Annotated in this window: 1 protein-coding gene; it reads left to right on the top strand. The window is 50.5% G+C overall.

Features of this window, described 5'->3' with window-relative positions; translation table 11 throughout:
• The first annotated feature begins 116 nt into the window (after positions 1 to 116).
• Positions 117 to 880, top strand: a protein-coding gene (locus BM258_RS22990) for an IS5 family transposase (protein ID WP_090075585.1) whose coding sequence is annotated in 2 segments (ribosomal slippage) — positions 117 to 432 and positions 432 to 880 — 765 coding nt in all. Because the reading frame shifts where the segments join, the coding sequence is not laid out codon by codon here.
• The last annotated feature ends 105 nt before the right edge of the window (positions 881 to 985 follow it).

A 985-nucleotide genomic window follows, 5' to 3' on the forward strand; every position in this document is an offset into this window, starting at 1 on the left:
TGAATAAGGTGGATCTGATTATCTGTTCAGGCAGCAACTTTGCGCCGTAAACTCATAAAAGTTGTTTGATTTCAGTCGAGATTGTGATTCAAGGGTTCCAGACTAAGGAGCCTCGCATGACACGCCGCCGTTATGAATTAACCGACTTTGAATGGTCCGTTATCGAACCTTTGTTACCGAACAAATCTCGGGGTGTTGCCCGTGTTGATGATCGTCGGGTGCTGAATGGTATCCTTTGGCGTTTTCGCACCGGTTCCCCCTGGGCCGATATCCCCGAACGATATGGTCCTTATACGACCTGCTACAATCGGTTTGTCCGTTGGCGTAAAGCTTGTATCTGGGATCGACTTCTTCAAGCGGTTTCCGAGGCTTATGACGGCGACATCATCATGATCGATAGTTCTTATGTTCGGGTCCATCAACACGGTGCCACGGCAAAAAGGGGGATCAGGATGATGGTTGCATGGGACGCTCCAGGGGCGGCTTGACCACCAAGATCCACGCTTTGGTCGATGCAGAAGGCGGACCAATTGACCTGCGCCTGAGTGCCGGACAAGTCCATGACAGTCGCCCTGCTGATGACATGCTCGACATCATGAGAGCCAATACAATCATCCTTGCGGATAAGGCTTATGACAGTAACGCCATCCGGGCAAAAGCCAAAGAACGGGGCGCTTGGGCGAATATCCCGCCCAAACGAAATCGCAAGGCATCCGTGACCTTTTCAAAATGGGTCTATAAACAGCGCAATGCAGTGGAGCGCTTCTTCAACAAAATCAAGCAGTTTCGCGCCATCGCCACCAGATATGAGAAGAACCCGCTAAACTTTCTGGCTGCTATCAAACTCGTCGCAGCACTTGTCGGGATCAGAAGTTTATGAGTCTACGGCCTAGAAGATTGGAGGGAAAGGACGATGGTTGACCATAAACACTACACCTATCGCGTTACATGGTCTGACGACGATGAAGAGTATGTGGCTCTTTGC

This window comes from Cohaesibacter marisflavi (genome assembly GCF_900115225.1).
In the GTDB taxonomy this organism is placed as follows: domain Bacteria; phylum Pseudomonadota; class Alphaproteobacteria; order Rhizobiales; family Cohaesibacteraceae; genus Cohaesibacter; species Cohaesibacter marisflavi.